The sequence below is a fragment of the Streptomyces sp. CBMA291 genome (assembly GCF_014596525.1).
In the GTDB taxonomy this organism is placed as follows: Bacteria; Actinomycetota; Actinomycetes; order Streptomycetales; family Streptomycetaceae; genus Streptomyces.
Genome location: NZ_MSJP01000020.1, coordinates 1 through 849, shown reverse-complemented (window position 1 = coordinate 849; position 849 = coordinate 1). Strand labels below are relative to the sequence as shown.

At 69.7% G+C, this 849-nt stretch carries 1 protein-coding gene; it reads left to right on the top strand.

The window, feature by feature from the left end; genetic code table 11:
* Positions 1–43: 43 nt before the first annotated feature.
* Positions 44–849 (top strand): IS5 family transposase gene (locus BU197_RS05665; protein WP_188267097.1). Its coding sequence is split into 2 segments (ribosomal slippage), with 807 coding nucleotides annotated over them: positions 44–404 and positions 404–849; the frame shifts between segments, so codons are not numbered across the junction. This gene is flagged as partial in the annotation.

Genomic DNA, 849 nt, shown 5'->3' with positions numbered 1-849 from the left:
GTTGAACCCATGTCTCCTTCCTCGGTTGCTCGTTGAGCGGGTTATGGGGAAGGGGAAGGGGCCTCCGTGGGTGGTGTCGGATGATCTGTGGGGGCGGATCGAGCCGTTGCTGCCGGTCAGGCAGCGCCGGGCGCGGAATCCGGGGCGGCTGCCGTTGGATGATCGCGGCTGCCTGCAGGGGATCTTGTTTGTGCTGCATACCGGGATCCAGTGGGAGTGGCTGCCGCAGGAGCTCGGCTTCGGCTCCGGGATGACGTGCTGGCGACGGCTTCGGGACTGGCACGAGGCCGGGGTGTGGGACCGGCTGCACCAGGTGCTGCTGACCGAGCTGCACCGCGCCGGGAAACTGGACTGGTCCAGGGCGGTGATCGACGGCTCGCACCACCAGGCCCGTCGGGGCGGCCCAAAACCGGGCCGAGCCCGGTCGACCGCGCCCGGCCCGGCTCGAAACACCACGTCATCACCGACGCCGGCGGCACCCCGCTCGCCATCACCCTGACCGGCGGCAACCGCCATGACGTCACCCAGCTGCTGCCCCTGCTCGACGCCATCCCGCACATCCGGGGAAGGACCGGCCGCCCCCGCCACCGGCCCCGGCAGCTGTTCGCCGACCGGGGCTACGACTACGACAAATACCGCCGGTTGCTGCGGAAACGCGGCATCAAACCGGTCATCGCCCGCCGCGGCGTACCCCACGGCTCCGGCCTGGGCACCGTCCGCTGGGTCGTCGAACGCACCAACGCCTGGATCCACGGCTTCCGGCGCCTACGGATCCGCTGGGACATCCGCGACGACATCCACGAAGCCTTCCTGAAACTCGCCTGCTGCGTGATCACCTACAGACGAGTC